Source organism: Salmonirosea aquatica, assembly GCF_009296315.1.
Taxonomy (GTDB): Bacteria; Bacteroidota; Bacteroidia; order Cytophagales; family Spirosomataceae; genus Salmonirosea; species Salmonirosea aquatica.
This window is the reverse complement of the sequence record NZ_WHLY01000002.1, coordinates 2,567,161-2,593,301: the sequence shown is the minus strand read 5'-3', so window position 1 is coordinate 2,593,301 and position 26,141 is coordinate 2,567,161. Positions and strand designations below refer to the sequence as shown.

The following is a 26,141-nucleotide window of genomic DNA, read 5'->3' as shown; positions in this document are numbered from 1 at the left end:
AAGATAGCATTAATCTTTCCCCAATAGATTTCCGGAGATTTCACTTTTTAGAGAAAGACTTCGATGAAAAAAGACAACAACCCCACTTCGCGCCGCGATTTTGTAAAATCCTCCATCGGATTGGTCGCTGCCGCGCCTTTTGTGGGTTCCTTAGCACCTTTCGAAATATCAGATTATAAATCCTCAAAAACATCTGCTATGCACCTGCCTGACAACTCCCAAAGTATTATTGGTCAGTACGGTGCCTGGGCAGCCGGGCTGCGAGGTGACCCGCCCGCGTTATCGCTACGGGCCAATCGGAATAAGAAACTGGCGACCTGGCGAAAAGAAGCGACGGCCAAAGCGCTGGAACTCGTGGCGAAACCCGCCCTGGGTCCTCTACCCAAGGTAACGGTAGAAAGAAAGTATACCTACGACGGCGTCGAAATCGAGGAATTGTCGTGGCAACTACCCTACGGGCGACCTACCCAGGCAATTCTACTGAAGCCCGAAGGCTCGAACAAAAAGCTACCGGCTATTCTGGGCCTGCACGACCACGGGGGAAACAAATACTTTGGCAAAGACAAAATCACCCGCACCTCCGATGCACAGCACCCGCTCATGGAGGCACATCAGGCCCACTACTACGAGGGACGGGCGTGGGCCAACGAAGTAGCGAAGCGCGGCTACGTGGTGCTGGTGCCGGACACTTTCACATTTGGTAGCCGACGTGTGCATTATGAGGATGTATCGGGTATTCCCTGGGGTACCTTGAAAGACTCCGATAGGCAGGATGTCGATATCCGTACCCCCGAAGAGATCGCCGCTTATAACGACTGGGCTGCCGACCATGAACACGTGATGTCCAAATCACTTTTCTGCGCAGGTACCACCTGGCCGGGTGTCACACTGGCCGAGGATCAGATGGCACTGACCATTCTAAGTCAGAGGCCCGGAGTAGACAGCCAACGTCTGGGTTGCATGGGCCTATCGGGTGGGGGCTTGCGGACAGTGTACCTGGGTGGCCTCGACGCGCGCATCAAGTGCGCGGTTCCTGTGGGCTTCATGTCTACCTGGAATGATTTCCTGCTGCATAAGGCCTACACCCACACCTGGATGATCTATACGCCGCTTCTGCCCAATTTCTTTGAATTTCCCGAAATCCTGGGCCTGAGGGTACCCCTACCTACTCTGGTGTTGAACAACAATCAGGATCAACTCTACACGCTATCCGAAATGAAGAAAAGCGACGAAATTCTGCGCGAAGTATATCAGATCGCCGGGGCCGACGATGCATATCAGGCTAAGTTCTACGACGGAGAACACAAGTTCGATGCGGCCATGCAGGCCGATGCCTTCGCGTGGTTCGATCGGTGGCTGATGTGAAGATGGTGGTCAATTGATAAATGGAAGGGTTTCCAGCTATTTTGCTGGAAAAATGTAGGCAGCTCTCCAATACAAAAAAAGCGAGCGGCAAATATGCCGCCTGCCCTAATGGACAAATCGAGAAAACTTAGAACAGCTTCTCGTTCGGTGGCTTGACGCCCTTCATCCGAATATAAATCGTGGCCTGTCCGCGGTGATGGGTCTGGTGCTCGAAGGCCTTGGCGTAAGCAAGCCCGCGGGTCATGTCGCGGCCGAAAAGTTTGACGGATGCGTCCATGTCGGCATCAGAAAGACCATCCAGCGAAGCAAGCATGAAGTCGTAGCTTTCGTTCACTATTTTCGTCAGAGATTCCTTGGTGGTGAAATCTTCTTTTTCCAAATTCTTGCCTTGGTACGGATTGGCTTTACCCGACGCAGCGGACGCAAAATTGAAATTGCCATTGGCCAGGTGTAGCATCTGCTCCCGGAACGACCGGATTTCGGGGGTAGGTTTGTAGTCGAGCCCGTCGGCGGGCATAGTGTCAAGGTACTCCTGCGTGAAGGCTTTGGCGCGCTGCCAGTCGGCAACCATCTGGGACACCGAGCCAGCAGGCTGAAAACTGCTCAAGCCCAGGAAGGCGGCTACTAAAACGAGTGAGATAGAAAGGATTTTCATGGAAATTAGGGTTGGTGAACGTATAAGCTACCAAGATACGCAATTTTCTAAGTACCTGGTTTAAGGTACCTTTCATTTTATCCGGCCATATTTTTTCATCAGATCCAGTACTTTCTCCCTGGGCAATGCCTGTATGGTATGTCCCTGGGTACCCGAAGTAGTTTCGGCCATGAAAAGAGAGTTGACGATGGCTTCTTCGGTAGCTTCAATGGCGGCCAAAAACAGCGGCGACACATAGTCGTTATGCAGCAAGGTCACGGCTGACGTGGGTTGGGTAGCTTCATAAGGAATGCGATAGGCCGTTGAAAAAGCGACGACGTAGTCGCCGCTGCCGTTGGAAGCGATGCCGCCCGTTCGGGCCAGACCCATGATAGCGCGTTTGGCCAGGCGTTTCAGGTTACGCGCGTCGAGGGGCGCGTCCGTCGCTACGATCATCATGCAAGAGCCGTCCGACGATTTGTCCAGCGTTTCCTTAAACGAATATTGCCCGAGCTCTTCACCTACGGGTACCCCGTTGATTTGCAAGACTCCGCCAAAGTTGGTTTGTACCAGTACCCCCACGGTGTAGCCGCCAAGTTTTTCGGGCAATTTGCGCGAGGAAGTACCTATCCCTCCCTTCCAGCCAAAGGCCACGGTACCCGTACCAGCACCCACGTTCCCTTCGGCTACGGCACCGCTTTGGGCTTTTTGAATTGCTTGCAGCACGTGTTCTTTTTTTACGTGGCGTCCCCGGATATCGTTTAACCCGCCATCGTTGGTTTCGCCTACCAGTGGATTCACCGAGCGTACTTTTTCGTTGCCAGCCTGTTGCAAGGTCCAGTCAATCAATGCATCGGCGGCCGTCGGAACGCTAAGGGTATTGGTCAATATAATGGGTGTTTCGAGGGTACCTAGCTCCTCCACTTGCGTAGACCCCGCCAGCTTGCCGAAGCCATTGCCTACGTATACCGCCGCCGGGACTTTCTGCTGGAATACGTTGCCGTCGTGCGGTAGAATGGCTGTCACGCCCGTGCGCACGTCCTGCCCTTGTACTAAAGTTACCTGCCCTACCTTCACACCGGCTACGTCAGTAATGGCGTTGTACGTGCCGATGGGAAGCACGCCGATTTTTATACCCTGAGCGCGGGGACGGAGTTGGGCGGAGGTACCTGTCACGAGAAAGAAGTGGAGGAAAGCAGTTAGTAGAAACGAACCCCTGAACGGAATTGAAACTAGCTTCATGGGGTAAAAGAACTGATTAATTCCAAAGAATCGGTACAAGTGATTCATATGAAGCAAATTTCCTGTCCTGGGTGATCAATGTAAGGTCTTCGCTAATTGCTTGAGCGATTAACATGCGGTCAAAAGGATCGTTGTGATAAAGAGGAAGCGTTTCAAGGCGTGAGTAATGTTTGAAAAAGAAACCCAGGTCCAGGAAGTCATTGTTTATACTGAGCTGCTGAAACTCCGATACGGGCGTCGAAAAACGGAGTTTTCCTGTCATTGATTTTATAGTCATTTCCCAGAATGAGGCATGGCTGACGTAAATTATATTTGATGGATTGATTATTTTTTCCAACACATCAGGATTCAATTTGTGGCTCTCCTCAGCATGCCAAATCAGAATATGTGTGTCAATGAGATAATTCATCCTGTTCGGTGCCATCAAAACCGGGTGGGATAAAATCATCGAAATCTTCCGAAACGTAGGTAATGATACCTTTGCCCCAGCCAGGCTCCCGTGGCTTGGTAGGTCGAGGGTCTTCAAGTAACTTCCTTACGGTATCCAGCAATTTCTCGTCTTCCAGTTCAGAGATTTTTGAGATTACTTCCTTTTTTATTTTTTCTATATTCATGGGCTTCTTTTTAGTACGAATATAGCGTTTTATTTGAAATTAGTTCACCGACCCATTCTACCGTTGCTGACAAACCGGACAAAAGTAGGTCGTGCGCCCGCCCACTCGCATGATTTCCAGTTCGGAGCCGCAGCGCGGACAGAGCAGATGCTGTTCGGAATTGGCGTAGGGTGAGGTGTCCCAGGCTCGCGCGTGGATCAGGAAAGATTCGGGGAAATGCGCGTAGCGTGCTTCCTTTTCGATAGCCGTTAGCAGTACTTGCTGTATGGCTTCACGCAGTGCTTCAACCTCGGTAGTGGACAGTTCATTGGCAGGTTTTTCGGGATGGATGCGGGCCTGAAAGAGCAGTTCGTCGGCGATCCAGTTGCCAACGCCTGCGGCCACGCTCTGGTCAAGTAAGGTGGATTTGATGACTGATTTTCGGTTGACCAAGGCAGCTGCCAATTCTTCCACGGTCAGTTCCAGGGCATCTTTCCCGATTTTCTTGCTTTTCAAAAAAGCATCTACATCCTCTACCAGGCCTACGCGCTCAAATTTGCGCGGACAGATAAAACCCAGATTGAATCCGCCCCGGAAATAAAATACGATGCGCGCATGACGCGGGCGATCCAGCGAACTATGGTAGTACTCCAGGCTGCCCGACATCCCAAAATGCATCCGCACTATTACACCCGGTTTATCCGTAAAAACGAACAGATTTTTACCCACGCGTCGGGTACCTGTGAAGGAAACCCCACTTAAGGTTTCGGCCAGGGTAATCGGGTCGGTGGTAAGGAGTTTGGTGTCTTCTACGTCAAGGGCTTCGATGGGCTGGTGCAGGCAGGTAGCTTCCAGGTACTGCCGGTAGCCTTCGACTTCGGGTAATTCGGGCATTTAGATAAAAGGAAATGGGTAGTGGAGAATTGCTAATGCTAAACAGCCCGAATGCAAAAATGTTGTGCCGGAACGTAATGGCAGATAGTTTTAGGCAAAAGCCAAGGGATAAAGTTTGCGCTGTTCGTGTAGCAACTTTTCATAAGCTACCGCTCCGGCTGTAAAATTGATCCAGCCCAGCCAGCATGAGAAAGGGATCATTAACAGCCACGTACCTTCCAGACTGGGTAACAACCACACATAGCCGATGTAGTAGGTTAGATAGAGGTTAAGAGTCGCCCCAAAATGCAGGACACCGTTGTATTGGATACCCAACAATTTATACTCCTTGCGAGGATTTTTTTTGAAAAAATAGTACACGGATAATAAGGCAGCCAGCAAGGCCAGTACTCCATTGGCAGCGAGGAAAGTAGAAGGCGTCAGCTGGTCAAAGGCTATGAACAGAACCAAAGACAGGACTAGTGAACCGATAACATTGGGAAGCACAAAAAGCCTTTTGATCGCTTTCCAGAACAAGAGCCTGTTCATTTGATTGATCGCTTTGGCTTTTTCCTCTATTACTTCCGTAAACCCAAAAATCCCGAAACCCTGATACACACGCTGTAAAGCAGCATCAAACGTAATGTCCGGTGAAGCGGCCTGCCGTTGCTCTATTTCGCTGGCCAGGTGATCGACAAGTTCCAACTGCACGTCGTAGTAGTCCACGTACTTTTTCTTTACAAATTCAAAAAGTGCGTCAATTTGTTCGTCAGTGAGGGGGAGTGGGTTAGGCATGAGAATTTTTATTTTATAATAAATCAATAAGCTACTGGAAAACGGCTTTTCTAGCTTATCCCAGACTAAGTTTCGGACCTAGCAGAATCTGCATATGCCGCAGGAACTCTTCCAGCTCAGCCAGGCGGTTGACGGTTTCAGTTTGGCCTTTAGGCGTGATGGAGTAGTACTTGCGGAGGCGATTTCCGGTAGGTACCACCTCGACCGTTAGCAGGCCGTCAGCTTCCAGTTTGTGCAGGGCCGGGTACAGGGCACCTTCGTTGATGCTTACTTCTTCGGCAGTTAACTCCTTAACCTTTTGGGTCATTTCGTAGCCGTACATCCGACCATTTTCTTCCAATAGTTTAAGGATTATGGTCGTAAGGGTACCTTTGTAAAGTTGAGAATTGTTCAAAATAAGGCGTTAAAAGGGTAATAGCAGGCTTTCGATCAAATAGGACACCAGGAAAACTGGCCCTATGGGCCTCTTGGGCCGACATTCAAGAAACACAATTATAAACAGGAAAAACAAATATATACCTCAGAATATGATGCATCAAGGATTTATGTAAAAAATAAAACCACTGGATTCTTGACCAACGGGTTTGAAAAGCAGTTCCCGCAAATTTTCCCTAATTTTGCCGGGTACCTAGTGGCCGATTAACAATCACTGTCAACTGTCCACCATCAACTGTCAACTGAATACATGCTGAGCGAACAGGAAATTCTACGCCGCCAGAAGCGCGAGGAACTGATGAAACTGGGGATCGACCCCTACCCCGCCGAAGAGTACCCGGTGAACGCCACGGCGGCGGATATTCATAAAAACTACGAGAACAACAAGCTGGACTATAAAAGCGTGACGTTGGCCGGACGGCTGATGAATTTCCGCATCATGGGCAGCGCGTCCTTTGCCGAATTGCAGGACAGCACCGACACGATCCAGCTCTACTTCCGTCGCGACGACCTTTGTCCGGACGATGATAAGACGCTATATAACACGGTTTTCAAAAAACTGCTTGACATTGGCGATATCATCGGCATCAAAGGCTTCGTATTCACCACACAGACGGGCGAAATTTCGGTTCATGTGCAGGAATTCACAGTATTGAGCAAGTCGTTGCGCCCGCTACCCGTTGTGAAGCGCGACGAGGAAGGTAATATCTACGACGGATTCACCGATCCAGAATTAAGGTACCGTCAGCGCTATGTGGATTTAATCGTGAACCCACAGGTTCGGGAGGTATTCCGGAAACGCTCGCGTATCATCACTACTATGCGAAGCTATTTTGATGAAAAGGGCTGGCTGGAGGTGGAAACGCCCGTGTTGCAGGCCATTCATGGCGGGGCCGCCGCGCGCCCGTTCGAGACGCACCACAACGCGCTGGATATGAAACAGTACTTGCGCATTGCCACGGAGTTGCACCTCAAGCGGCTGATTGTGGGTGGATTTGAGGGGGTGTACGAATTCGGCAAGCTGTTCCGCAATGAGGGCATGGACCGTACCCACAACCCCGAGTTTACGACCGTCGAGCTATACGTAGCCTATAAAGACTACGAATGGATGATGCGGATGATCGAGGAATTATTGGAGAAAGTAGCCGTTGCCGTAAACGGTACCACCAAAACAATTTTTGGCGAAACTGAACTGAATTTTGCCGGTCCTTATCCACGCCTGAGCATTACGGATGCCATCCGACAGTATACCGGGCTGGACGTGGAAACCATGGACGAAGCGGCCATCCGGGACCAATGCCGCGCCTGGGGAATGGATGTGAACGAGACAATGGGTAAGGCCAAGCTCATTGACGAGGTGTTTGGCGAGAAAGTAGAGGAACACATCATTCAGCCAACGTATATTATCGATCATCCGGTGGAGATGTCGCCACTGACCAAAAAACACCGCAGCAAAGCCGGCGCGGTGGAGCGATTCGAATTGTTCGTAAATGGTAAGGAAATCGCCAACGCCTACTCGGAGTTGAACGACCCTATCGACCAAAAGGAACGTTTCGAGGAGCAGTTGAAACTGAAAGAACGCGGCGATGATGAGGCTATGGCCATGGATGACGACTTCCTGCGGGCCCTCGAATACGGCATGCCACCTACCTCGGGCATTGGCATCGGCATCGACCGCCTGGCCATGCTGCTGACTAATAATTCCAGCATTCAGGAAGTGATTTTCTTCCCACAGATGCGTCCTGAAAAGAAAGTAGAGGTAGCTACCGACGCTGATTACGAAGCCGTAGGGGTACCTGTAGTGTGGGTACCTGCTTTACAGAAAATGGGTTTCCATACGATTGAATTGCTCAAAGCCGCTAATCCCAATAAAGTTTTCAATGATTTGGGTGGTATGCGCAAAAAACTGAAGATAGACGCCCCTATGCCTAAAAAAGAAGAGGTAGAGAGCTGGATTTCGTAGGTATGGCTCAACAAAAAGACCGCAGCAGCGCCGCGGTCTTTTTGTGTTTTACTGCCGGAAAAAGTAAAAACTATATCTTACTTACTTGCACAGCGTTCAGTCCTTTTTTGCCCTCAACGACTTCGTACTCGACGCGGTCGTTCTCACGGATCGTGAGGCCGCCTAGCCCCGTCACGTGTACAAAAATGTCTCTGTTTGTGTCGTCTTCAACGATGAAACCGTACCCCTTGGCTTCATTGAAAAATTTCACAGTACCTGTCTGCATGATAATGGAATAATAAGGTTAAAAAATTCACTAACTCTTTATTCGCAAAGAAACAAAAATTGTTTGGAAAACAATGAGTCTGACCAAACAATTTGATTATGCGCGCGTTAAGACCGCTATAAACAGACGGTACAATCGAGTTGGAGTTTATAAATCCAATTTGCTTTCAAGCGTTTGAATGGTTAATTTGAACCTCAAATAAAATTAAAACCGTATGGAACGGATTCGTTATTTTGTCGAAAACCAGGTGTTTGGGGTATGCGCCAGGTTGGGGGAGAAGCTGAATTTCTCGGCGAGCAGCATTCGGCTTTACTTTATTTATGCGTCCTTTCTGACCTTCGGTTCGCCGATCATCCTCTATTTGGTACTTGCGTTCTGGATGGAGGTACGCAAGCATCTGCGACGTCACCAGAGTCCTACGATTTGGGAGTGGTGAGAAGGTCTGGCAGTACCATTCAGTGGGGTAGTTTGGAAAAATACCGATTGCCTTTCACAAAATACTCCCAAACCACACTTCTGGTATAGAGTTTGACCCGACTTTTTGGGTTTTTTTTGATTTTTTTGAGCCGGGGAATGAATCCATAAAAAGCAAAATGAGCGCGCAGGATTGCGCCCACGTCAGGCCATGCGCCCGCCATCATGAATCGGATACTGGAAATTCCGTCCAGCATCAGCCGCACCAGGATCACCTTAGTCGTTTGCCCGGCAGGCATGTTTTTATAAATCATCATCAGATTGTTGCGGTAGTTCAGGAAAGTCTTGCGCGGATTGGATTTGTGCAAGGTACCCCCACCCACATGGTATACCTCGCTATTCCCGCAGCACACAATGCGCCAGCCCCGGTTAAGCAACCGCCAGCAGAGGTCTATTTCTTCCATGTGCGCAAAAAAACGCTCGTCGAATCCCCCTGATTCCTGAAAAGCATCAGACCTGATGAACAGGCAGGCTCCTGTGGCCCAAAACACATCTACCGTAGCATCGTATTGACCGTGGTCTTCTTCGCAGGTATCAAATAAGCGCCCCCGGCTGTAAGGGTACCCCAGGTAATCCATGTACCCTCCGGCCGCTCCGGCGTATTCGAAGCGGCTTCGGTTACGAAAGTCTTTGATTTTGGGCTGGCAAGCCGCGACGTCGGGGTGAACATCCATGTAATCTAGTACCGATGTCACCCAGCCCGGTGTAACCTCTACGTCGGAGTTCAGTAGGATGAAGTAGTCAGCCTGGATGTGGGCGAGGGCGTAATTATAGCCGCCAGCATACCCTTTGTTATCAGGAATCACCAGAACCCGTATGTCGGGTACCTGGCTTAGCCAGGCCAGCGATTGATCGGTAGAGGCATTATCGGCTACCCATATTTCGCAGCCCTCCGAGTACTGCCGTACGAACGGTAGAAACTTTTCGAGATATAATTGCCCATTATAGTTCAGGATAACAATGGCTACATGTTTCATCAAATAGATCCGGCTTTGAAACCGGAAACAGTACGTCGTGCGGTGGTGTGCCCTTACGACGGTGGTGAGGAGGGGACTTGAACTAAATTCTTTTACTTCATCAGATTACCCAGGTCCATACCCGGAATATTGGGTAGTAGGCCTTCGGTTGATTTCTGCAGGTGTTCCTTTATTTTGGGCTCAATATTTTCCATGGCCTTATTGATGGCAGCGACCAGCAAATCCTGTAGCATTTCCTTGTCATCGGGCTTAATCAGGTCGTTGTCAATTTCCAGGCCTACTACTTTTTTCTGGCCGTTGACGGTGACCCGTACCAGTCCGGCGCCCGATTCTGCCGACTCGGTGATGCCGCTCAGCTGTTCCTGAGCCTCTTTCATGCGGGCCTGTAGGTCTTTCATTTTACCCATCATACCCATCATGTCTCCCATATTTCCAAACATAGTCTCTTGGTGTTTAGTGTATTCTTAAGCAGATAGCCAACGGTTATTAATGCTACGTAAAAGAAGAAGTGCGGGCTCTAAGATTGTACAGGAAAAGAAACCTATTCTACTTCGATACTTTTGTAACGTCCGACAGTGCGTAGCACCACCGACAAAGATAAGACCTTTACCGTAAAAGCAGAACGGTCCCGCTCTTGACAAATTCGACACCCGTGCTGTCGGTGATGATCACTTTGTACACATACTGCCCCTGGGGAGCACGGTTGCCCTGAATCATGCCGTCCCATCCCGTAGCGGCGTCGGTAGTTTGGAAAATGGACTGCCCCCAGCGGTTGTAAACTACTAACTGGAAATTATCGTAAAATGTCCCGCTGGGTTTAAAAAAATCATTCATGCCGTCGTCATTGGGCGAAAACGCGTCAGGCATGAAAAGGGCAGCTTCCCGACGGAAAAGAATCACATTGGAGTAACTCAGGAAGGCTCCGTTTTTGGAGCGAACCCGGACCTGGTAGTTGAATTCCTGCTCGTTGGGATCGTCAAACTGGGGATTGTAGGTCGTGTTGGAGCCTACGCCCGTTTCAGTCGAAGCCCCTCCTTTATTCAGTTTTATTACGAAATACGAGTCTACATCGTCGGTAAAGGGGGCTTCGCTGGTCCACTGAATGTTACTACCTGCATTTTTCAGATACACCGTACAAATGGGTTCACTGGGGTCAGAGCGGTTGCCGCAGGCATTTTCATACAGAATCCGGTAGCAATACGATTGCTGCGACGTGAGGGCCGTGCCATCGGTATAACGGTTTCCATTTTGGGTTTCACCTATTTCCGTGAAGCCGGCGTTTGGGCCATCCGCCCGTTCAAAAATCATTTTGAAGCTAGGGGTAGTTCCCTGCGCGGGCGGAAAAGCAATCAGCGAAACGCTGCCATCCTGTTCCACGCTTACAATCGCCTGGCTGACAGCATCGGGTTTGATATCCGATTTTACCGTTACTTCCACAGGTACCGCATTCGATTGGGCTTTATCCGTTATGGCTATGATCTGATAGCGGTACGAAAGACCGCACTGCAGGTTGTTATCTACGTACGAAACTTCGTCGATATCATCGAAGCTTTTCACACGTATTCCATTTCGCAGCAGCTCGTACCGCTTGAATCCCGATGGAAGGGGATATTTCGTCCACGTGACAAGATTTCGTTCATTTTCGGCTGTACCATTCATTACGATGGTACATACCTCATTGGATTCGCTAAAATTGCCGCAGGCATCCGTTGACCTGATTTTAATGCAATGCACCTGCTTGGGGTCCAGCCCGGGTAGGGTGAGCTGTTGTTGGCCCCCTTTAGAACTTTTGACATTGATTGGCGCATAGGTTCCCGCCCCGGTCTTGACCAGAACCTCTGACTCAACCCCTTCGATACCCCCAAAAGTAAGGCCCACCGTGCCGTCAGCCCGGGCATCTAGCTCACTGATAACTACGGCCTCCAGTTTGCTGCCATTTACTACTACCGACAGAATGGTGGAAGCGCTTCCCGAGCAGGAACCCGGATTAGTAGTATAGGTACCCTTATATTGGACGGGACGTGTGCCACTGCCGAAAAAAGTATGCTCTATTTCCAGAGAACCACGTGTATTCACATAGACCAAAGGCGAGCCATCAAACCAGTCAACTGTAATCTGATCGTACTGTTTGGTGGTACTATCGTCGGCAAAGGTAAGTTTGATCTTGCCGCCCGGGCACGAGGAGTAGGTTACCTTGGGGGGCGTGTTGTCGCGGACGATTACTTCCCGGCAGGCGGTTATGCCCGTAGCGCCGCTACTTCCTACCTGCAGTATACGATAGGTGCCCGGTTTGGTATAGGTAAATGTTCGGTTTGTTGTCGTGGATGGATTTGCTTCGCCTTTGTAATCAAAATTATAGGCTATATTGTTAGCGCCTGCTACGGTATTGGCCACTGTTACCAGGAAAGGAGCGCAGCCTGTGATAGGCGCAGTACCAGTATCAAAGTTGATTGTAAAACCTCCTCCCCCGGTCTGGCACAAATCCTGCCCCCTCACCGTAGCCAACTCTCCGATGCCCAACCACAGCAGCCCAACCCACAGGATATTGATCCTACGATATGCCATTCGTACTTCAAGTAAATAGTGCTTCAAAACCCGCCGAAAAAGTAAGTGAATGTGTTCCCAAATGCGCCTTGACGAAACGGAACGGGCCAAACCTTTGTTTCTCAACTATCAAAAGTAAGACTTTCTGCCCGAAGGAGATACCTTTACGAGCTAAAACGCCCTGAACGTCTAAACTATTTTTCATCAAGTGAACTAATGAACAACAATAGTAACAAAATCCACCTCGACTCGATTGAAGAAGCCATTGAAGACATCAAAGCGGGTCGCCTAATCATTGTGGTAGATGACGAAGATCGTGAAAATGAAGGCGATATGATTGGCGCTTCCGAGCTGATCACCCCCGAAATGGTCAACCTCATGGCCCGCGAAGGCCGGGGGCTGATTTGTGTCTCCCTCACCGAGGAACGGTGCCAGGAGCTGGGACTGGAAATGATGGTAGGCCACAACACAGCGACGCACGAAACGGCCTTTACGGTATCGGTGGATCTGCTGGGTAATGGCTGCACAACGGGAATTTCGGCCTCCGACCGAGCTAAAACCATTCGTGCCCTTGTAGATTCCGCCACCAAGCCCGAAGATTTGGGTCGCCCCGGTCACATTTTCCCCCTGAAGGCTAAGCAGGGTGGTGTGTTGCGGCGCACCGGGCACACTGAAGCTTCGCTGGACTTTGCGCGCCTGGCCGGGTTGGCTCCCTCGGGTGTGCTGGTGGAAGTACTCAATGAGGACGGTGCCATGGCGCGTCTTCCCGAACTGCGGGTGATTGCCGACCGACTGGGGATGAAGCTCGTTACCATTAAGGATCTGATCGAGTACCGTTTGCAGCAGGAAACCCTCATCAAACGTGAAATCGGGGTAGACATGCCCACCGAATGGGGGCACTTCGACCTGATCGCCTACCGTCAGCTCAATACCAACGATCTGCACCTGGCGCTGGTGAAAGGCACCTGGGAAAAAGACGAACCCGTGTTGGTGCGCGTGCACTCTTCCTGTGTGACAGGCGACATATTCGGCTCCTGCCGCTGCGATTGCGGCGGTCAGCTCCACGCCGCTATGGACATGGTGGATAAGGCCGGGAAGGGAGTCGTCGTATATATGAATCAGGAGGGGCGTGGCATTGGCCTACTCAATAAGCTGAAAGCCTATAAATTGCAGGAAATGGGACGGGATACCGTGGAGGCGAATCTGGAACTGGGCTTGCCCATGGATGCGCGTGACTACGGTGTGGGGGCGCAGATTTTGCGTGATTTAGGCATATCTAAAATAAAATTGATCTCCAATAACCCCAAAAAACGCGTAGGATTGATGGGTTACGGGCTGGAAATTGTAGATTCCATTGCCATCGAAATAGCCTCCAACCCTCACAACGAGCGGTACCTGTTGACCAAGCGGGATAAAATGGGCCACAGCCTGCTCAATCTCACGCTGGCGGGTAATAAAGGGTAATTCGCTGCACTATGAAAAATGATAGGAAGCCAGCTGTCCAACAGGCTATCACCGACACGGACATACTCAAATGCAGCCGCGCAGTACAGGCCCTGCGCCCGCATCTTACGGATGCGGTATACCCCGAAGCCGTCCGGCAGACGCTGGCCGACAACCGAACCATGGTATTCATTGAAGAACAGGGCGAAGCCGCGGCAGTAGCTGTGTTTGAGTTAGGCTATAACTTGTTTCGGGGGAGGTACCTTTACATCGATGATCTGTCTACCTTACCCGAATACCGGGGTAAGGGCTACGCCGGGCAACTGATCGACTGGATACTCGATTACGCCCGTCAGGAGAATTTCGACGAAGTACACCTGGATTCGGGTGTCAATGATGCCCGTACCGATGCCCACCGCCTGTACCTTACTAAACGCTTCAAAGTTACGAGCCTGCACTTCACCATTAAGTTATAGCGTTTTTACTGCCCGTATATTCTGATAAAGCATGGCGAGACCTTCAACCCAAAAATGGATTGAAATTACGGGACAGACGGGTCTTGTCGCTATTGGCATAGTCTATTCCCTGATTGGGCTGCTGACTTGTGCTGCCGCCCTTGATTTCGGGGATCAAAGCCAGCAAGGGAAGGTTTCCCAGGTACTTGCCTGGATTCAGGAGCAGATTTTCGGTCAAATTCTGCTGGCCTTCATTACCTTGGGACTGCTCTGTTATACGGTATGGCGATTCGTCGAAGCTATTCTGGATACGGATCAAAAAGGTACCAGTATTCACGGACTGGCACTGCGGGTATCCTACCTTTCCTATGGCGTGGTGTATGCTGCCCTGACCTACTTTGCCGCCAGGCTTTTATTCAGCCAGGGCAGCGAAAAAAAAGAATTGACGGATACGATGAATGAAGATACCCGACAGAATCTTGCGCAGCAGCTCCTGGAGCTACCCTTCGGGCGTTGGATACTGGGCGGCCTGGCCGTGGGCACAGCGGGTATTGGCGTTTTCCAGATCTACCTTGCCCTATCCGGTACCTACCGGCAAATCATCGAGGAGAAGAAAATAGATACCCAGGCCAAGGAAATCCTGGTTCGATCGGGAATCGTGGGGTATGTCGCCCGGGCCATCGTATGGCTTATTGTGGGGTACTTTCTTTTGCAGGCCGCCCTGCATGCCGATTCCAGCCAGGCGGGGGATACCGACACGGCATTGAACTACCTGGAGTACGAATACGGCTCCCTGACACTGGCCGTGGTAGGCCTTGGCCTGGTCTGCTACGGAATATTCCAGTTTGCCCGGGCCCGGTACCAGCCCATCGTCAAAGGGTAGAGGGTACCTTCGGGCTTCCTGCTGTGGGCAAAATCTTTCTGTTAGCAAAAGCCGGTGGAATGGTTTTAGTAACGACCGGGACATAAAGCCGGTCCGGCTTTTCTCCACACGCTTCTCAACCTATCTACATTGCTACTATGACTGACTCTTTACTAAGCACTCCATCCCAACGGCAGTGGATCGAAGGCGCGGCCCGCACTGGCCTCGTGGCCAAAGGCATCGTATATTCTTTAATAGGTACCCTCACCTTCATGGCTGCCTTCGAACTGGGTACCGGTGATGATAAGGGAGGTAAATCGCAGGCGCTCAAATGGCTTCAGAAACAGCCTTTTGGGCAGGTTTTATTGGGACTTACGGCCATCGGACTACTATGCTATAGTATCTGGCGATTTGTCGAAGCTTTTCTGGATACCGAAGATAAAGGGAATGACGCCAAAGGCCTGGCCGTAAGGGCCAGGTATGCTTTCAGCGGCCTGATGTACGGCGCATCGACGTATTATGCGGCCAAACTGCTGTTTGGTGGATCCAGCGGAGAAGGTAAGGATACACGTGAAACGATTGCCCAGAAACTGCTCGAACAACCCTTCGGCCAGTGGCTGGTAGGCATCGTGGCCGTGGGGGTAATGGCCGTGGGCGTATACCAAATCTATTATTCAATCTCGGATAAGCACCGCAAGAAAATCCAAGAGTCGAAGGTCGATAAGCGGGTGAAGGAAACCTTGCTCAAGACCGGGAAAGTGGGCTACATCGCCCGGGGTATCGTATGGTTGCTGATAGGGTACCTGTTTCTAAAAGCCGCCATCCAGTCCGATTCCAGCGAAGCGGGTGGCTCCGATTCCGCATTCAGTTTTCTGGAACAAGAGTATGGCTCCTGGATTCTGGGTGTGGTGGCGCTGGGTTTGTTGTGTTATGGTATCTTCATGTTCGTGCGGGCAAGGTACCAGCCTGTCAATACACAGTAGCTTCACAGCATCGTTCATCGTTTCTTCCTTTTTTTGATAAAATAAAATCCCCGCGGGCAACCCTGCGGGGATTTTTGGCATTTCTGAAATGGAAAGCAATCCAAGAAGGAAGTTTCCAACCTTTTGCCAAGGGGTTTCCTCTTGATTGAAAATACAAGTCACGGACAGGAATGGCTTGTCTGACTAACTTTAGCCTACGGCAACTTGCTAAACCCTACTTCCCGATGCTGAAAAACTATTTTATAATTGCCTGGCGCAATCTGCTGCGAAACAAAATGCTTTCCTGCATCAACATCGTTGGGTTGGCTCTGGGTATGGCGTGTAGCCTGTTGATTGGAACGTACCTTTGGCATGAGTTCAGTTTTGACCAGTACAACGAGCATGTCGAGTCCATTTATCGTGTTGTCACCCGTTTCAAAACCGCGGACTCGGACGACGGCGTGGCCACGTCGGGCTTCGACGTGGGCCCGCGCCTCCAGGGTGCCTATCCCGAAATTGTGAACAGCGTTCGCTTCAAGTCGATGGCGGTAGCTACCATTCAGTTGGGTGATGAGGTAGTCAATCAGGAAGATGTGTACTTTGCCGATAGCAGCGTTTTCGACGTATTCTCCTATCGTTTGGTTTCGGGCAGCAAGGCGGCGTTGGCGGCGCCCAATAGCGTGGTTCTCACCCAACGCCTGGCTCAAAAATATTTTGGCACCAGCGAGCCGCTGGGCAAAACACTAAAAATCAACGATCAGCCGTACACCGTCACGGGGGTTTTGGAGAATCTTCCCGCCAATACGGATTTGAAATTCAGCGCGTTGCTCAGTTGGAAAGACGATCCTTCTACCGAAGAAGATGTTTTTGACACGTCCTGTTATACCTACCTGTTGTTCCAAAAGCCACAAAATGCTGAAGATTTTGGCAAAAAGCTGGCCGACTTCGACCGGAATCAGGTAAAGCCGCGCGTGAAAGCATTAGGCTACGATTTCCAGGTCGAACATCAGGTACAAGCCTTGGCCGACCTGCATTTTGTGGAAGGATGGTACGACGATAACCCAAAGGGAAACCGTACCTACCTCGCTATTTTTCTGGTGGTGGCGGCCTTTATTCTCTTTGTGGCCTACATCAATTTTGTCAATCTGCACACGGCGCAGGCGACCCAGCGTCGGAAGGAAGCCGGCGTGCGAACGGTGGTGGGAGCCAGGAAAGAGCAATTGATCGGTCAGTTTATGGGAGAAGCCTGGCTGATTATCGGCATCGGAGCCAGTTTTTCACTCCTGCTGATTTTATTATTCCGTTCTCTATTTGAGCAATTTACGGGCATTTCGCTAGCGTTTCCAGGGTGGCAGTTTGTCGGTCTTGGGGTGGGCGTCATCGGTTTGGCCAGTATTGTAGCGGGTTTGTATCCCGCGCTGTTTTTAGCTACGAAACCCACCTCGTTCATCATCAAAGGAAAGTCAGGTACCACAGCAAAGCAGTACGTCCGAAAGGCCTTGGTGGTGGTTCAATTCACAATTTCCGTCGTGCTGATCGTCAGTACCCTGGTCATCACCCGGCAAACGGATTTCCTGCGCAGCAAAGATCCGGGATTTTCGAAAGAACAAGTCCTGGTGATCGGCGTTCCCCCCGAAGAGACGATCGCGCAAAAAATGCGGGCCTTAAAAGCCACGCTGGCCAAGGACAGCCGGATCGAAGCCGTATCGCTGGGGCTAAGTCCTATTTCGGAGGATGGGTTGGTCGGTGTGATCAAAGAAAGCGCGGGCCAGAAAAGCGAGCGATTCGTCAAATTCGCCCGGGTAGATGAGGACTACCTCGATTTGCTAAAAATCAAACTAATCGCCGGGCGTAATCTGAAGCCCGCCCAGAGTGCTGAAAAAGAACTAGAAGTTATTGTCAACGAGAGTTTTGTAAAATGGATGGGCTGGCCCCAAGATAAAGTCGTGGGCCACGTGATTCCGCTCGTTGCTCCCCCGGACGAAATACTCGCGACTCAACGCGTCGCGGGTGTGGTGGCCGACTACCACTTTGAATCGCTGCACAAGCCCGTCGAGCCGCTCATGCTGTACTACCAATCCGACCGTCCGCTGAATGTTCTGATACGGGTGAAGCCGGAAAGGCTGGCCGTTATTAAATCCATTTGGAAAAACCTCATTCCCGATTATCCCTTCGAAGCGCAATTTCTGGATGTTGCTTTCGATCAGCAGTACCAAAGCGAGGAGAAAGCAAAAACACTACTAAGCTGGTTGACCGGGCTCATTATCCTGATCGCCTGCCTGGGCCTGTTCGGCCTGGCCGCCCTCACCGCCGAGCAGCGCACCAAGGAAATTGGTATCCGAAAAGTGTTGGGAGCCAGCGTGAATAGTATCGTAGCCTTACTCTCGAAAGATTTCCTGAAATTGGTCGTAATCGCCATCCTCGTCGCCAGTCCTATCGCCTGGTACGCCACGGATGTGTGGTTGCAAGGTTTCGCGTACCGTATCGACACTGGTTGGTGGGTCTTCGTACTGGCAGGTTTGCTGGCCGTCGGGATTGCACTATTTACAGTAAGTTTTCAAAGTGTGAAAGCGGCAGTCAGAAATCCGGTAGAATCATTGCGAAGCGAGTAGTCAATTTTCACAAACGCACTCGACCCCGGAAGAATCAAAATAATGTATAACCAGTTGGGAATTATCTATTGAAAGAGATCGTCCGTCAATGCCAACGGGAAAACCCTTTCGCCCAAAAGCGTCTGTACGATCACTATGCCCATCGGCTCTACCGCCTGTGTTGCCGCTACGTGCCGAATCCGCTGGAAACCGAAGAGGTACTCATGAATGGTTTTCTGAAAATATTCCGGGCGATTGTCGATTTTGAATACCGCAGCCCCGATGAACTGGAAGTGTGGCTGAAACGAATCGTGGTCAATGAAGCCCTCATGCATCTGCGCAAAACCAAGTCGGAGAAATGGCTTTTTGCGGAACTGGATTCATCCGAAACTACTGCTGCTGTTTCGCAAGCCTCCAATGCAGAGGGCGATCTGCACGCCGAAGGGATTCACGAGCTGATTTTGTGCCTGCCCGACGGGTACCGGACGGTATTTTGCCTTCACGCGCTGGAAGGATACACGCATCAGGAAATAGGTACCCTGCTGAACATCAGCGAAAATACGTCCAAGTCACAACTCAGCAAGGCGCGGGTCGCTTTACAAAAATTACTAGTCAAGAACGGATACAGCTATGAACGATAACGAACTGGATGACCTTTTCCGGAGCAACGCGGACTATCTAGCCGATCAGCCGCCCCGCGATTTTGATAAGGATGCCTTCTGGCAGCACCTGCAAACGGCCATTCCCCGCAAGGCAGCCCCCCGGAAAAAATCGCGCGTATGGGGATGGGCGGCAGCGGCCGTACTCCTGGCCGGAATGTTTGGTGGAATTTGGTGGATTTATGTCGAAAGTGAGGTAGAAAATCAAAAATGGGCGCGGCAAGCAGAAAAAACTCCCGTCCCGAAAAGTACGGAACGGATAGCCAGGGTACCTCAGGAAATACCCAGTGCCGTCGAAAGTAAAAAATCTCGACCCCAGTCTATGTCCCCACAGAAGGAGGTGTCACAAGAGAAAGGTACCCCCCCAAGGTACCCCTCGCCGAGCCCCGAAAAAGCAGCGCAGGAAGTGCCCCTACGTTCCCCACTTCCTGAAAAAGAACCGGTAAGCTTGGCGATCAAAGAGTTTGCTAGGCCGGACACCCTCACAGGAGTCGACGCTCCGATGCCCGAAGTTGCGCCGGTTTTTTCCGGGAAACCTACGTATCGGGTCGTGCACATCAATGAAATTCGAGAGCGCAAACAGCAGGAAGCCAAAGCCCGTACCCGCATAGCTTTCCGGATTGGCTTGCCCTCAGCTTCCCGCGTGACGACGCAGTCCGACCACTTGTCACCGCTGTCCATACCCATTCAGAACTAACAACCAGTCTTTTAAAATATCCATTTAATCGTAATCTCATGAACAGAATACTCGTATGCATCGCTCTCTTGCTGGGGAGCGTCAGGGACCCCCTTTTGGCCCAAAATGACTTTCCTGACCCCAATTTTGACACAAAACTGGATGCGGAGGCTTTCAAGAAAGAGTACCCCAGCTTGCTGGATGCTACCTCGTTCGAGGTAAAATTGTCAAAAGGAAATATTCTTCTGCTGATAGGCAAAAAGTACTCCCAGCTGAAACTCGTGCAGCGGCCCGATTTGCTGGTACGTCAATTTTGGGCGGAGTACAGCCCAGTGATCGAAAAGCTGCCCGAGGATACCGATGGAACATCAGTGCAGTATGTTTTGAATGATGACGATGACGAGCCCCAACTGCGTTGGAAGAAATACCCGCAGGGTACCCCTGACTTCACGGTTGTGGATAAGGAACTGGTCCGCCTGAAAACGGTACAAGATACCCTGCACATCACGATGAACAAAGCCGACCAGCAGGCCGAACTGTACCTGCTGGCCAATGACCTCAGAGACATACCGCTGCTTTTGGACGAGATTCGTGAGAAAACGACCTACCTCCTGACCAGCATGGAAAAGCGAACCGATCCCGTAGTCCTTGACCGCTCGCCCGAAGTCTACGGCCGTTACCTGGGCAACCGGCAGGTACAGCTGGTCAATTTTGGCTCGGATATGCTGATCTTCAATCCGCGCGTGGGGCTGGGGTACATCCGGGGCCATTGGATGACCTCTCTCGACTTGGGAGCCACGCTCTACCTGGAAAAGTCGCCCATCAAACCTACCGTAGGGTACCAGCATCAGTACTTTTTCGGACAAAATGCAGAGGGTGGTTTCAAGGCCTACCAAAACGGCTTTGTGCTGGCGGGATTATCATTCTTCAAAAAATCGGAGAAGGGTACCATTGGCCGCAAGCCCGTGGTACAAACCGGGCAACTCACGGTGGGGTACCTGGTGCAGCGAAGGGGTACCTACTACGAGCCCCGTACCTGGCGGGTTACCGGAGCGATCGACCTGACGCCCCACCTCAGAGTTGCGCCCGAAGTATATTTCAACGGTACATTCAAAAACCTGACTCCGGGCCTGCGACTGTCGGTAGGGCTTTGAGGAGGATTTTTTCGAAATCAGATGAGGGATAAATTGCTTTGCGATTTGTACAAAATAGACAGGGGCGTTACTCTATAATCGTAGGATGAACTACCGCTGGATTTGGATAAGGTAAGTAAAATCACCCTCCTACCTATCTTTTCCGAAGAAACTGTTTTCACGAAATGATAAAGTACCTCCTTTCCCTCTTCATCCTGGCCGCTACCCTGATCAGCTGCAACCGCTCCGAAAACGACAAGCCCGTGATCGGCGTGACCATGCTGAGCATGCAGAACGAATTCATCGTCAACGTGAGCGACGAGATGGAGAAAAAAGCGCAGGAAGCCGGGGTAGAACTCATCACCGTCGACGCCGAGCGCTCGGCGCTCAAGCAGATCGAGCAGGTGGAAAGCTTCATCGCGCAGGGCGTGGATGCGATCGTCATGAATCCCTGCGAGGTAGAGGCGAGTTCGCCGGCCGTTACCAAAGCGCAGGCGGCAGGTATTCCCATCATCAACGTCAACTCTGAAACCGCCACCCAACCCACCGCTTTTGTGGGTTCCGACGATGTCGAATCGGCTCGCATCGCCATGAAGTACATTGCCGACCGACTCGGCGGCAAGGGTAACGTGATCATGATTCACGGCTACATGGGGCAGGCCGCCCAAATCAAACGCGAGCAGGGCGCCCGCGAAATCCTGAAGCAGTACCCTGGCCTTAAGCTCCTCGCCAGCCAGACCGGCGAGTGGGACCGTGCCAAATCCATGTCCCTGATGGAAAACTGGATTCAATCATATGGCGGACAGATCAATGCGGTTTTTGCTCAGAATGATGAAATGGGAATGGGTGCCCTCAAAGCCCTGACCGACGCGGGTCTGAAAGACAAAATCGTAGTCGTCAGCATCGACGCCATTCCCGACGCCCTGCAAGCCGTGCAGAAAGGTACCCTGGATGCCACTGTTTTCCAAAACGCCCAGCAGCAGGGATCGCAGGCTATCGAAACAGCTTTGAAAATCATCAACAAGCAACCCTACGAAAAGGAAATCCTCGTGCCGTTCCAGTTGGTGACGAAGGAAAACGTGGCGGAATTTATGAAATAGGGGGCCATTTTTGTCGGATATTCTTGCGAATTTTGTCAGGAACTCGCATCAACTACAATCCGCTCATGCCTTATTCTCTTTATTTCAACGGTGAAATTCTGCCGAATGAAACGCCCCTGCTCGAAACCAACGACCTCGGCCTGTTGCGTGGCTACGGCATGTTCGACTACTTCCGCACCTACCAGGGGGTACCTTTCCGCTGGGACGATTACTGGGCACGCTTCGCCAACTCGGCCCGATCGCTGCACCTACCCCTGCCCCTGACGCAGTCCGAAACCGCGGACGTACTAACGGATCTGTACAAACGCGCCGGAGTGGCCGAGGTGGCCTTCCGCTTCGTCCTCACGGGAGGCTACGCTGCCGACAGCGTGACCGTCTCGCAGCCCAATTTCCTGATCCGCTGCGAGCCGCTGCCCAAAGACAATCCCACCGCCATGCGCGAGGGCATCAAGGTGCTGCCCTACGACTATGTGCGCGATTTGCCCGAAATAAAAACCACCAACTACCTGCACATGATTTTGCAGGCCGCCGAGCTTAAGCGGCAAGGTGCTACGGATTTGCTTTTCCATAAGAACGGCGAAATCAGCGAGCTTACCCGTAGCAACGTCTTCATCTTCAAAGGCGATACGCTCATCACGCCCGATCGCAACGTCCTGAATGGCATCACGCGCCGGGCCATGCTAGAGCTGGCCGCTCCGCATTTCGAAATACAGGTACGTCCCGTCCTCTTCGACGAAGTCCTCCACGCCGACGAGTGCTTCACCACCAGCACCACCAAGTGGGCGCTACCCATCGTGCAGATCGGCGACCGCACCATCGGCTCAGGTACCCCCGGCCACCGGACCCTGCTGATGCAAGAATTGTTTACGAAGCTGGTGGAGGCATGGGGTAGGTGAAAACTGATGGTTAGATTAATCCTATGAAATTTTACGTTGATACATCAGTTTGGGGAGGACACGAAGATGAAGAATTTGAAGAATGGACTAAACCTTTTTTCGAACAAGCCAGGCAAGGAAGGTTCTCTATCGTTTTGACCGATTTAACCCTGCGAGAATTAATGCCTGCCCCGGATCGAGTACGCCAATTGACCAATACAATTCCCGATCCGTTTTTAGAGTTGGTTTCTTTAACCGAAGAGGCCGAAATACTTGCCGGTCATTATATAAACGAAGGGGTATTAACTCCAAAGTTCGAGAGCGACGCCCAACACATTGCTATGGCTACCATTCTAAAAGTGGATAGCCTGATTAGCTGGAATTTTAAACACATGGTTAACTTCTTTCGAATTAAACAATATAATTCGATAAACCTTAAATTTGGTTATCAGATTATTGATATCAGGACACCTAAAGAAATAGTTTATGGAAATGGAGATCAAAAAGAAATTTAAAGCGGTTGATTTCATGCGACAGGTACGGAACGATTTGTCAGCCTTGTATCACGCTGACAAAGAGCGGTACCATGATGAATTAAAAAAATCGATGTCGGACTTTCTTGCTGATCGAAAAAAAACGCTCTCTGGCGAAGGGTCATGATTGGCCAGAATAGAGGGACTTCCGTAGGGCTGCAAACGGAAAAGCACGGACTCACAACCTTTACGATCACCCTAATGAATGGTAGAACCATGAAGCTTTCCTTCCTGAAATTAGCTTTGACAATTTGTACGCTGAGTAGCGCATTCGCGCAAAATACCAACCGGGTACTAGCTCTCTTTCCGGAAGGAACGGTATTACATGGCAATATTCCCTACAACAGCGATACCCTGAAAAAACATTTGCTGGATATCTACCTACCGGCCAAAACGCAGGGGAAAATTCCGCTGGTAGTGTTTATACATGGCGGCGGCTGGCTGGTGAACGACAAGTACGCCGACATCGGCTATATGGGAAACACCGTTTCGGCTCTGATCAACAACGGCATGGCCGTAGCCTCCGTTGACTACCGCTTTGCTTCGCAGGCCCAGTTTCCGGCCCTGATTCAGGACTGCAATCAGGCGCTGAGTTTTCTTACTAAGAACGCTGAAAAGTACCAGCTGGACGTCAACCGGATTGCCCTCATGGGCTTCTCGGCGGGTGGGCATCTGGCCTCCCTGCAGGGACTGGCCAATAACAATAAGGTATCGGCATTTTTCATGAACGGCAAACCGCAGCAGTTCAACATCAAAGCCGTGGTAGACTACTACGGCCCCGCCGAACTGGCCTCTATGCCCAGCAGCGAAGACCCCAAAGCTCCGGAGGCCATTCTCTTGGGCGCTACCCCTATCGCCCGGCCCGATTTGGCTAAGGCGGCTAGTCCGGTTACGTACGTAGACAAAAATGATCCGCCCTTCCTGATTTTTCACGGTGAAAAAGACGACATGGTACCCAATCGCCAGTCGAAACTCCTGAGTGGCTGGCTCACGTCCGTAGGTGTGAAAAATGAACTGATCATTGTCCCCAACGCCCCGCACTTTGGCAAGATGTTCGATATTCCCGAGTATCGCGACAAGGTGATTGGTTTTTTACAGGCAGCTTTGAAGTGAGACGGATGCCTATTATCCGAAATAGAATTCACTATTTTTTGTTGATCATAGCTACCATCGGCCTGGGCCTTGCTTCCCGATCTTCTTTTATCCCTTCCCTGATCTACCCCTATCTGGGTGATGGGCTCTATGCCCTGATGATCTATTTCATGATTGGCTTATTTGGCCAAAAGCCCCTTTCCTGCGGGTGGCGGCGCTGTGCGTACTGGTATGCTACTGCATCGAATTAAGCCAACTGTACCAGGCCGACTGGATCAATACCCTACGAAGTACCCGACTGGGTGGACTCGTATTGGGCTTTGGGTTTCTTTGGAGTGATCTGGTCTGTTATTTCGTAGGCACCTTGTTGGGCGTGGGGCTGGAGTATGTATTTTTAAAAAGGTATATTTGAGAGAACAGCCGATCCTTTTGAAAATCAAAAGTTATAATGCAATGCTGCCGGATTTTGAACTTTGTTGTGTCAACTTATAGAATCACTTTTAAATAGTATAGCCCATGAATTCAATTTACAAAGCCCTTTTTGGCAGCATCTTTTTTTGGTGTGTTTCAGCTTCCGGTTACGGACAAACTACCCCCCAAAAACATCTGCCGATTATTGATGTGCACGTACATGCCATGAAAGTAACCTCACAGATCGGAGATTTGTGTCCGTGGTTTTTGAGCAACATGCCGGGAGGGGATCCCAACGAAAAAGCGCCGGCCTTTTTCAGTACAGAATGTGCCAGCCCTTTGAAGGCCGCCAAATCAGATCAGGAATTTCAGGATTCTCTGATCGAAACCATGAACCGGCTCAATATGACCATTGTGGCCAGCGGAGACGCTACCATTATCCGCAACTGGCAAAAGGCAGCCGCTCCCAACCGGGTCATACCAAGCATCGGAATCAGCAATTCAGAACAAATGTCGGTGGTGGCGTTTACCGATTCGCTTTCGTCAGGCTTCTATAAGGTCATGGGCGAGGTGGCGCCTCAGTACCAGGGTATGTCGCCCAGTGATATGAGTCTGGATGCGTATTTTGCTGCCGCCGAAAAATTGAATATTCCGGTTGGGATTCACATGGGAACCGGGGGCAACGGAACCATCAATATTACGAATCCAAAGTACCGGGCCTCGATGGGCAACCCGCTGCTGCTCGAAGATCTGCTGGCCCGTCACCCGAAGCTCAAAGTGTGGGTCATGCACGCCGGCTACCCCATGGCAGACGAAATGATTGCCCTGATGGGGGCCAATGCCTACGTTTATGTGGACATTGCCGGCATGATATGGAGTTATCCGTTGGCTGAAGTAAATGATTACATAAAGAGCCTCGTGCAGGCCGGATTCGGTAAGAGAATACTGTACGGCACTGACCTGATGATTTGGCCCAAGCTACTCGAAACCTCCATCGGGGTCATAGAAAATGCCAACTATCTGTCCTTTGACCAGAAAAGGGATATTCTATTCAATAATGCCGTTCGGTTTTTCAGGTTGGATGAGAGTAAGTACAGGTAGGGGTGATTTGTAGGGAAGCCATCACTGGACGAATTCCGGAAATCTTGCTGTATGGAACGTTTGGCCGGCTAGGAGATTAGTTTGCATT

Annotated in this window: 29 protein-coding genes; 18 read left to right on the top strand and 11 right to left on the bottom strand. The window is 50.8% G+C overall.

Annotated features, from left to right (window positions below; all coding sequences use genetic code 11):
- The first annotated feature begins 63 nt into the window (after window positions 1-63).
- Window positions 64-1,365 carry a dienelactone hydrolase family protein gene (locus GBK04_RS11895; RefSeq protein ID WP_373330912.1) on the top strand — a complete coding sequence of 434 codons (1,302 nt, stop codon included), beginning with the start codon at window positions 64-66 and terminating at the stop codon, window positions 1,363-1,365.
- 127 nt (window positions 1,366-1,492) lie between these two features.
- Here the strand turns inward: GBK04_RS11895 and GBK04_RS11890 are convergent, their stop codons facing one another.
- From GBK04_RS11890 to GBK04_RS11860, 7 genes are all read right to left on the bottom strand, one after another.
- Window positions 1,493-2,020, bottom strand: a complete 528-nt coding sequence (locus GBK04_RS11890) for a DinB family protein (protein WP_152759936.1) — start codon at window positions 2,018-2,020, stop codon at window positions 1,493-1,495.
- Between the two features lie 72 nt (window positions 2,021-2,092).
- On the bottom strand, window positions 2,093-3,241 hold the full coding sequence (locus tag GBK04_RS11885) for a DmpA family aminopeptidase (protein ID WP_152759934.1): 1,149 nt from the start codon (window positions 3,239-3,241) through the stop codon (window positions 2,093-2,095).
- 16 nt (window positions 3,242-3,257) lie between these two features.
- Window positions 3,258-3,650 carry a type II toxin-antitoxin system VapC family toxin gene (locus GBK04_RS11880; RefSeq protein ID WP_152759932.1) on the bottom strand — a complete coding sequence of 131 codons (393 nt, stop codon included), beginning with the start codon at window positions 3,648-3,650 and terminating at the stop codon, window positions 3,258-3,260.
- Complete coding sequence (locus GBK04_RS11875; protein ID WP_152759930.1) at window positions 3,634-3,855, bottom strand: hypothetical protein; 222 nt, start codon at window positions 3,853-3,855, stop codon at window positions 3,634-3,636. The genes GBK04_RS11880 and GBK04_RS11875 overlap by 17 nt, the downstream gene beginning before the upstream one ends.
- 57 nt (window positions 3,856-3,912) lie before the next feature.
- A complete protein-coding gene (locus GBK04_RS11870) occupies window positions 3,913-4,728 on the bottom strand; it encodes an Fpg/Nei family DNA glycosylase (RefSeq protein ID WP_152759928.1) in 816 nt (271 codons plus the stop codon).
- Window positions 4,729-4,818: 90 nt separating this feature from the next.
- Window positions 4,819-5,502, bottom strand: coding sequence for a hypothetical protein (locus GBK04_RS11865; RefSeq protein ID WP_152759926.1), 684 nt, complete (start codon window positions 5,500-5,502; stop codon window positions 4,819-4,821).
- Between the two features lie 55 nt (window positions 5,503-5,557).
- Window positions 5,558-5,896, bottom strand: a complete 339-nt coding sequence (locus GBK04_RS11860) for a PadR family transcriptional regulator (protein WP_152759924.1) — start codon at window positions 5,894-5,896, stop codon at window positions 5,558-5,560.
- Window positions 5,897-6,187: 291 nt separating this feature from the next.
- Between GBK04_RS11860 and lysS the strand changes: the two genes are divergently transcribed.
- Window positions 6,188-7,900 (top strand): lysine--tRNA ligase, encoded by a 1,713-nt coding sequence (lysS, locus tag GBK04_RS11855; RefSeq protein ID WP_152759922.1) that lies wholly within the window; start codon window positions 6,188-6,190, stop codon window positions 7,898-7,900.
- Window positions 7,901-7,970: 70 nt separating this feature from the next.
- Here lysS and GBK04_RS11850 read toward each other — a convergent pair whose 3' ends face one another.
- Complete coding sequence (locus tag GBK04_RS11850; RefSeq protein ID WP_152759920.1) at window positions 7,971-8,165, bottom strand: cold-shock protein; 195 nt, start codon at window positions 8,163-8,165, stop codon at window positions 7,971-7,973.
- Window positions 8,166-8,379: 214 nt separating this feature from the next.
- Here GBK04_RS11850 and GBK04_RS11845 point away from each other — a divergent pair, with 214 nt between their 5' ends.
- Window positions 8,380-8,601, top strand: coding sequence for a PspC domain-containing protein (locus GBK04_RS11845; RefSeq protein ID WP_152759918.1), 222 nt, complete (start codon window positions 8,380-8,382; stop codon window positions 8,599-8,601).
- Window positions 8,602-8,620: 19 nt separating this feature from the next.
- On the opposite strand, the gene GBK04_RS11840 is transcribed toward GBK04_RS11845, so the two are convergent.
- The 3 genes from GBK04_RS11840 to GBK04_RS11830 form a co-directional block, all read right to left on the bottom strand.
- Window positions 8,621-9,616 carry a glycosyltransferase family 2 protein gene (locus GBK04_RS11840; protein WP_152759916.1) on the bottom strand — a complete coding sequence of 332 codons (996 nt, stop codon included), beginning with the start codon at window positions 9,614-9,616 and terminating at the stop codon, window positions 8,621-8,623.
- Window positions 9,617-9,708: 92 nt separating this feature from the next.
- Window positions 9,709-10,056 (bottom strand): YbaB/EbfC family nucleoid-associated protein, encoded by a 348-nt coding sequence (locus GBK04_RS11835; protein WP_152759914.1) that lies wholly within the window; start codon window positions 10,054-10,056, stop codon window positions 9,709-9,711.
- Between the two features lie 166 nt (window positions 10,057-10,222).
- Window positions 10,223-12,181: a T9SS type B sorting domain-containing protein gene (locus GBK04_RS11830; RefSeq protein WP_152759912.1), complete on the bottom strand. Its 1,959-nt coding sequence runs from the start codon at window positions 12,179-12,181 to the stop codon at window positions 10,223-10,225.
- A 195-nt stretch (window positions 12,182-12,376) separates the two neighbouring features.
- Here GBK04_RS11830 and GBK04_RS11825 point away from each other — a divergent pair, with 195 nt between their 5' ends.
- The 15 genes from GBK04_RS11825 (at window position 12,377) to GBK04_RS11760 (ending at window position 26,053) form a co-directional block, all read left to right on the top strand.
- A complete protein-coding gene (locus tag GBK04_RS11825) occupies window positions 12,377-13,624 on the top strand; it encodes a bifunctional 3,4-dihydroxy-2-butanone-4-phosphate synthase/GTP cyclohydrolase II (protein WP_152759910.1) in 1,248 nt (415 codons plus the stop codon).
- An 11-nt stretch (window positions 13,625-13,635) separates the two neighbouring features.
- Window positions 13,636-14,079, top strand: a complete 444-nt coding sequence (locus GBK04_RS11820; RefSeq protein WP_152759908.1) for a GNAT family N-acetyltransferase — start codon at window positions 13,636-13,638, stop codon at window positions 14,077-14,079.
- Window positions 14,080-14,110: 31 nt separating this feature from the next.
- The gene (locus GBK04_RS11815) at window positions 14,111-14,941 is read left to right on the top strand and encodes a DUF1206 domain-containing protein (protein WP_152759906.1); all 831 of its coding nucleotides are present in this window, start codon (window positions 14,111-14,113) and stop codon (window positions 14,939-14,941) included.
- Between the two features lie 137 nt (window positions 14,942-15,078).
- Window positions 15,079-15,903, top strand: coding sequence for a DUF1206 domain-containing protein (locus GBK04_RS11810; protein ID WP_152759904.1), 825 nt, complete (start codon window positions 15,079-15,081; stop codon window positions 15,901-15,903).
- Between the two features lie 224 nt (window positions 15,904-16,127).
- Window positions 16,128-18,494, top strand: coding sequence for an ABC transporter permease (locus GBK04_RS11805; protein WP_152759902.1), 2,367 nt, complete (start codon window positions 16,128-16,130; stop codon window positions 18,492-18,494).
- A 68-nt stretch (window positions 18,495-18,562) separates the two neighbouring features.
- Complete coding sequence (locus GBK04_RS11800; RefSeq protein ID WP_152759900.1) at window positions 18,563-19,114, top strand: RNA polymerase sigma factor; 552 nt, start codon at window positions 18,563-18,565, stop codon at window positions 19,112-19,114.
- A complete protein-coding gene (locus GBK04_RS11795; protein ID WP_152759898.1) occupies window positions 19,104-19,829 on the top strand; it encodes a hypothetical protein in 726 nt (241 codons plus the stop codon). Before GBK04_RS11800 ends, GBK04_RS11795 begins: the two co-directional genes overlap by 11 nt.
- Window positions 19,830-19,867: 38 nt before the next feature.
- Window positions 19,868-20,962, top strand: a complete 1,095-nt coding sequence (locus GBK04_RS11790) for a hypothetical protein (RefSeq protein ID WP_152759896.1) — start codon at window positions 19,868-19,870, stop codon at window positions 20,960-20,962.
- Window positions 20,963-21,126: 164 nt separating this feature from the next.
- Window positions 21,127-22,041, top strand: a complete 915-nt coding sequence (locus tag GBK04_RS11785) for a sugar ABC transporter substrate-binding protein (protein ID WP_152759894.1) — start codon at window positions 21,127-21,129, stop codon at window positions 22,039-22,041.
- A gap of 65 nt (window positions 22,042-22,106) precedes the next feature.
- Window positions 22,107-22,937 carry an aminotransferase class IV gene (locus GBK04_RS11780; RefSeq protein ID WP_152759892.1) on the top strand — a complete coding sequence of 277 codons (831 nt, stop codon included), beginning with the start codon at window positions 22,107-22,109 and terminating at the stop codon, window positions 22,935-22,937.
- Window positions 22,938-22,960: 23 nt separating this feature from the next.
- Entirely contained in the window at window positions 22,961-23,431 is a 471-nt protein-coding gene (locus tag GBK04_RS11775; protein ID WP_152759890.1) for a PIN domain-containing protein, read from the top strand.
- Window positions 23,432-23,650: 219 nt separating this feature from the next.
- Complete coding sequence (locus GBK04_RS11770; protein ID WP_373330911.1) at window positions 23,651-24,562, top strand: alpha/beta hydrolase fold domain-containing protein; 912 nt, start codon at window positions 23,651-23,653, stop codon at window positions 24,560-24,562.
- A 38-nt stretch (window positions 24,563-24,600) separates the two neighbouring features.
- Window positions 24,601-24,792 carry a hypothetical protein gene (locus GBK04_RS30565; protein ID WP_373331494.1) on the top strand — a complete coding sequence of 64 codons (192 nt, stop codon included), beginning with the start codon at window positions 24,601-24,603 and terminating at the stop codon, window positions 24,790-24,792.
- Window positions 24,750-24,953, top strand: a complete 204-nt coding sequence (locus GBK04_RS30560) for a ribosomal maturation YjgA family protein (protein ID WP_373330910.1) — start codon at window positions 24,750-24,752, stop codon at window positions 24,951-24,953. The genes GBK04_RS30565 and GBK04_RS30560 overlap by 43 nt, the downstream gene beginning before the upstream one ends.
- A gap of 104 nt (window positions 24,954-25,057) precedes the next feature.
- Window positions 25,058-26,053 carry an amidohydrolase family protein gene (locus GBK04_RS11760; RefSeq protein ID WP_152759888.1) on the top strand — a complete coding sequence of 332 codons (996 nt, stop codon included), beginning with the start codon at window positions 25,058-25,060 and terminating at the stop codon, window positions 26,051-26,053.
- Window positions 26,054-26,141 lie beyond the last annotated feature (88 nt).